General features: G+C 39.7%; 4 protein-coding genes. 2 read left to right on the plus strand and 2 right to left on the minus strand.

The genetic code is table 11. The features are described 5' to 3' along the window. Nucleotides 1-246: 246 nt before the first annotated feature. Nucleotides 247-399 (minus strand): hypothetical protein, encoded by a 153-nt coding sequence (locus IM509_RS22610; RefSeq protein ID WP_185237587.1) that lies wholly within the window; start codon nucleotides 397-399, stop codon nucleotides 247-249. A gap of 85 nt (nucleotides 400-484) precedes the next feature. Here IM509_RS22610 and IM509_RS22615 point away from each other — a divergent pair, with 85 nt between their 5' ends. Further along, complete coding sequence (locus tag IM509_RS22615; protein ID WP_185237586.1) at nucleotides 485-4,357, plus strand: Eco57I restriction-modification methylase domain-containing protein; 3,873 nt, start codon at nucleotides 485-487, stop codon at nucleotides 4,355-4,357. A 77-nt stretch (nucleotides 4,358-4,434) separates the two neighbouring features. Here the strand turns inward: IM509_RS22615 and IM509_RS22620 are convergent, their stop codons facing one another. After that, the gene (locus IM509_RS22620) at nucleotides 4,435-4,896 is read right to left on the minus strand and encodes a DUF29 domain-containing protein (protein WP_185237585.1); all 462 of its coding nucleotides are present in this window, start codon (nucleotides 4,894-4,896) and stop codon (nucleotides 4,435-4,437) included. Between the two features lie 321 nt (nucleotides 4,897-5,217). Here IM509_RS22620 and IM509_RS22625 point away from each other — a divergent pair, with 321 nt between their 5' ends. Next, nucleotides 5,218-5,559 carry a type II toxin-antitoxin system HicB family antitoxin gene (locus IM509_RS22625; RefSeq protein ID WP_002767352.1) on the plus strand — a complete coding sequence of 114 codons (342 nt, stop codon included), beginning with the start codon at nucleotides 5,218-5,220 and terminating at the stop codon, nucleotides 5,557-5,559. Nucleotides 5,560-5,747 lie beyond the last annotated feature (188 nt).

Here is a 5,747-nt window from a genome sequence, read left to right on the forward strand (position 1 = left end):
ACGGCTTTAAGCTACAATGGAAAAAGCGATAACCAAGCTAAAAACTGAACCTTGACAACAGATAGTAGGGGGTTTTGTTCAGAAAAGAATTCAAATTCGGCCTTGAACGAGTAAAACTTTCTAGGAAATAAGGTTGAACATTAGATTTTTTCGACTTGTTCAAAGTGGCCGGAGGGCATTCGGACACTCAAAACGGACGGGTCGAAAGAGTCAGACTTAAGCAATTAAGCGTTTTTCGGTGAAGCGTCAACCCCGTTGACGCGACCACCCTAAAAAAGTGGCGTGGTGAGGAATCGCCGTCCGTTTTACGGCGGCGAGGATGTCAATATACCTACGGCTGTGGTAAGTCTTGGCGATTTTTTTTGGCCAAAACTCTTGACAAAATCGGAGACTTGACATATACTTTTTGTATAATGGGAATCCGTGCCTGCCTGCGAACCCTTCATTTTTAGGCTAGATACCCTCAATGCTAGGATAATTGCCCATGTCAGGACAAGCAAGCAATAAACCGCTTTTTTCTCAACACTATCTTGAGCATCGGCTGCCGGATTCTCCGGAATGGCAAGAGGATGTATCCGTGGCATTTTCCCGCTTAGAGAGTCTTTATCAACAAAAAAAGGCGATTTTGCCGACTCTTAACGAAGCGCAAACGGAAGCAGAATTAATACAACCGATTCTAGAAATTCTCGGTTTTAGTTATATACCGCAGGTAAGCAGTAGGGGAAAAGGAAGGTCAGAAAGGCCAGATTATGCCCTATTTGCCACAGAAAATGACCGTTATCAAGCCTATGCTCTCCAGAATAATGAAAGAGCCTTTTATAGTCAAGTTTTAGCGATCGCTGAGGCCAAATACTGGCAACGTTCTCTTAGTGACGTTTCTAAGAACGATCAGCGAGATATCTGGAAAAATAGTAATCCTTCCTTTCAGATCACCAATTATCTGACGGGGACGGGAGTAGATTGGGGGATTCTCACCAATGGTCGAGAATGGCGCTTATATTACCGTCAAGCGTCCTCCACAGCCACGGAATTTTATCCAGTGGACTTGATGGAACTATTAGAAGGGGGAGACCGGCAAAAATTTCGGTATTTCTGGTTATTTTTCCGTCAAGAGGCTTTTATTAAGGATATTCACGGTCAGAATTTCCTTGAACGGATCCGGGAGGGAAGTACCACCTATGCCACCAGAGTGGGTAACGAGTTAAAAGAGTTAGTCTTCGATCGCATTTTTCCCGATATTTCTAAGGGTTTTGTATCATTAAATACAGACATACAGCCAGATTTATTGTATGAGGCAAGTTTATCCCTGCTGTATAAATTATTATTTCTTCTTTATGCAGAAGCGCGGGACTTGCTGCCGGTGAGGGGAGACTATCGCGATTACAGCTTATTGCAAAAGACGCGAGAAATTGCCGTTAAAATCGATCGTCAGCAGGTCTTTAGTGGCACCTCGACGGGAATATACGATGCTCTCCTCAGTTTATTTCGCATTGTCGATCGAGGGGATGCTAATTTAGCCGTACCTCGTTACAACGGGGGTTTATTTGACATGGAAGAAGGCCGGGTGAATTGTTTTCTCGGTCAATACAAGTTATCCGATGCGGTTTTAGCGCCCATCCTAGACAAGTTAGCACGTTTTGAGGGACAGCCGATCGACTATAGTTTTTTAGGTGTGCGACAGTTAGGATCAATTTACGAAGGATTACTGGAATATCGCATCGTGATTGAGGGGGAATCGGTGCATCTGGAAAATGATCGGGGAGAAAGAAAAGCCACCGGTTCCTATTACACTCCCGATTATATTGTTAAATATATTGTCAGTCATACCCTCAAACCAATTTTAGAGCAAAGAGCGCGACAGTTCGGGGATGTGATGACAGAAATCGCCACCCGAAGACAAGAAAGCAGCGATAGACGTTTAGGAAATCTCAGTCAGCAGGGATTAGAAAAAGAGCTACAACGCTTAGAAAAAAAAGCGATCACTACCTTACTTGATCTTAAACTCTGTGACCCCGCCATGGGAAGCGGACATTTTTTAGTGGAAGCAGTGGACTATCTCACCGATGAGTTAATCCAGATTCTCAATCTTTATCCCGAAGATAATCCCGTTTTAACCATGTTGGAAACCACCCGACAAAACATTATCGACAATCTCCGACAACAGGGAATTATTCTCGATTCTCCCACCCTTGAACCAACGCAATTATTACAGAGAGTGGTGATGAAGCGCTGTATTTATGGGGTGGATATCAATCCGATGGCTGTAGAATTGGCCAAGGTTAGTCTCTGGTTACATTCTTTCACAGTGGGCGCACCTTTGAGTTTTTTGGATCATCATTTACGTTGTGGGAACTCTCTGATCGGAACTACCGCCAAGGACGCAGAAGCCGCTATGATCGAGGAAGAAAGTGGTCAATTAACTCTTTTAACTGGCCCTTTTGTCGGGTTACTTCGGGCAGCAGAAATTATGCGGGGAATTAGTACCCTCAGCGATGCGACTTTTGCTGAAGTGGAAGCAAGTGAACAGTTATTCCGTGATTTTGATAGTCAAGCTAAACCCTACAAGCGTTTATTAGATGTTTTCCTCTCTCGCTTTTTTGGGGTTAAAGCTGCTATCGAGTTTTTGCAGCGCTACGGTGGTAATATATCGGCAATTAATTGGGATAAGTTACCCCGATCAGATCAAGGAATTTTAGACCAAGCAGCTAGTTTATATAAAAGTAAGCGCTTTTTTCATTGGGATCTGGAATTTCCTGAAGTTTTTATCGATCTTGATTCCGCTTCTTGGAAGGATAACCCCGGTTTTGATGCAGTAATTGGTAATCCTCCTTATGATGAATTGTCAGAATCCGCTCTCGGTAGAGTAATTGACGAAAAACAATTTATAGATAATACAGAAATTTATAAAGAAGCTAGAGCATTTAGAGTTAACTTATATCGTTTATTTATTGCCAAAGCTATAAATCTCGCCAAGAAAAATGGCTATCATAGCTTTATTGTTCCTATGTCACTGCTAGGTGATCGTTTTACATTTGAGTTAAGACGTAAGCTTTTACAAAAAACCAGTTTGATATGTATTGAAGCTTTTCCGCAAAAAGATGACCCCAATAATCGGGTTTTTCGTGAAGCAAAATTATCCACTTGTGTGTATGTTCTTTTTAATGGCATATTACCGCTAGATTTCTTGATGAGAACTCATGAGGGCAAAGATATTCTAGAACATTCTCGTCGATATTATGCTAATGCTGAAAAAATCGATAAATTTGATCCTGATAATTTATCTATACCAACAGTCAATCAGGAGTCTTGGAAATTGTTATTAAACCTATGTGAAAATCCTAGATGTGTTTTATTTAAAACCATTGGTTATCCGACTCCTGGAGAGATTATGTTCAATCAGCAATTCAAAGAATTTATATCAGATGATCCTCCAGGTGAAATAGTTCTTCGTGGAGCGCATATAGGTCGTTATGAGTTTTACGAAAAGCCAAAACAAGGAAACCCAGTGTATTTAAATAAAACAAAATTCCTTGAAAAACGTGGTACAAATAAAGAAGTTAAAGCATACGATCATTTAAAGAGAAGAATCGCCTATCAAAGAGGTGCAGCAATCGATAATTATCGACGGATAATAGCAACAACTATTCAAGAGGGATTTTTTTGTTCTGACACAGTTGGTTATATTGTAGATACACAATATAAACTAGAAACAGTTCTAGCTTTTTTAAATTCAAAATTATCGGAATGGAGATTCAGCCTTACAAGTACGACTAATCATATTAATGCCTACGAGCTAAACGTAATTTTTATTCCTAAAATATCTTTTAACACTAAAAGCGATCGCCGTCAACATTGCTTAGAGAAACTTATCAAAAGTTATCAAGAAAAGCAAGAGATATTAAAAGAAATCGAGGAATATATTAGGAGAGAGGAAACCGATATAGTCCATGATATTCTGGCATACTTAGCAGAACAAATGATCGAGATAAATCGGGAAAAACAAAAAGAAATCAAAGGCTTTTTGAGATATTTAGAGAGAATAATCGGCAGTGCGATCGATAATTTAACCAACAAATCAAAAATCCAAAACTATCTCGGTGACTACCAAAAAAGCGAACCTCATCTTAGCTTGGATCAACTGTGGGAGATACTGAAAAAGAACAAAAAGAAAATTAGCGTTAACTTGTTAGATCGTCAAATACAGGAAACCTTAGAAAAAGAATATCAAACCAGTCTCGATAAACTTTTGCCCCTAAAACAACAATTAAGCGCCACCGACGAATTGATCGATCTAATTGTTTATAAACTCTATGGATTAAGCGAGGAAGAAATTAAAATTATTGAGGGGAGAGAGTGAAAAAAGAATCAGCTGCCCGCGTATTTAAATTACTTGTTGAGATACAGATACCCGTCGAGGCGGTATAACCGTTAAATTTACGACCAATCCTGACTCGTATCGCAGAGGAAATGGTCGGACATGATGTCCTCGAAGGTGAAGGGAGAGTGAGAGGGAAAAGTCCGTATCGGTAAATCCGTGTCCCGCAAAGCCAAATCCACTCCGGCCTCGAAAGCATCAGATAAAGCCGTCGGTATCCGGGATTTTAAACTAGGATTACCCTCTAGATGCCGTCTGATCCCTCGTCTCTGTTCTCTAATCGTCAAAAACCAGCTACGAGAACGTTTATCCGGCTGATATTCCCATTTGAGAAGATGTCCTACCAAAACGGTTAGACGGCTCACCAGTTCTCGATATTCTTGTTTACCCAAGGAAATGATTTCCTCCCGTAAGTTTTGCCAGTCCAGAGCTTCTACCTGTCGGTTGGCTAGAGCTTTCGCTTGTAGCTCTGTCCACCCGTAGAAGTCGGATTCATACAGGGAATTGGCTCGATCTTTCATATTGGAACTTTACCTAAAATGTCGGCTGGAAGGAACCCTGGAGATGACAGGTTCCGCCAGTATAGAACAGCGAAGCACGATTTTACAAGTAAAGGGTTCAAACCAATCCTATTGATAGATTAAATAATACCGTAGAGAGTCTTCCTTTTTCTAAAAATACTGATATAATACGAAAAAAAGTTACTGAACCTTACTCAATGAACAAAAAGCAACAGCGAGTTCTGAATGCAATTAAGACAAGGATATAAGCCTCTTTTTAGAAAATGCTAATATCATTTAATTGCCTCAATTATTGATTATTTATTGAGAGAAACAAAAACTATGTACACCACAACTTATAAAGGATATACAGGTAAATTTGAAATTGACTTTGACGATAATCTGATCTCTGGAATCGTCATTGACATTAAAGATGTGATTACTTTTCACGGCAAAACTATTGAAGAAGCTGTACAGTGTTTTCATGAATCTGTTGATGACTATCTAGAATTTTGCCAAGAATTAGGAGAAGAACCCGATCAACCTTTTTCAGGAAAGCTACCTTATCAAACAACCCCCGAAATTCATCGTAAAATCTATTTAGCAGCAACTAAAAAAGGTAAAAGTATCAATGCTTGGATGGATGAGGTTCTTTCTCAGAAAGCCCAAGAACTTGTCGGCTAAAAATATTATAGATGACACTTTTTGAGAGTTAAAAGGAGAGATTTATATGGGAGCATCTCACTTATGCAATGAGTATTAATACTTATAGCAGTCAAAAACTAGAAAATCTTCAACTTGATCACAAAGAGAAATGAGATTATAATAGTTATAACTTACAATTCAGAATAGCTCTCGATGGGAGGAATAAT

This window comes from Microcystis sp. M31BS1, assembly GCF_020245285.1.
Taxonomy (GTDB): domain Bacteria; phylum Cyanobacteriota; class Cyanobacteriia; order Cyanobacteriales; family Microcystaceae; genus Microcystis; species Microcystis panniformis.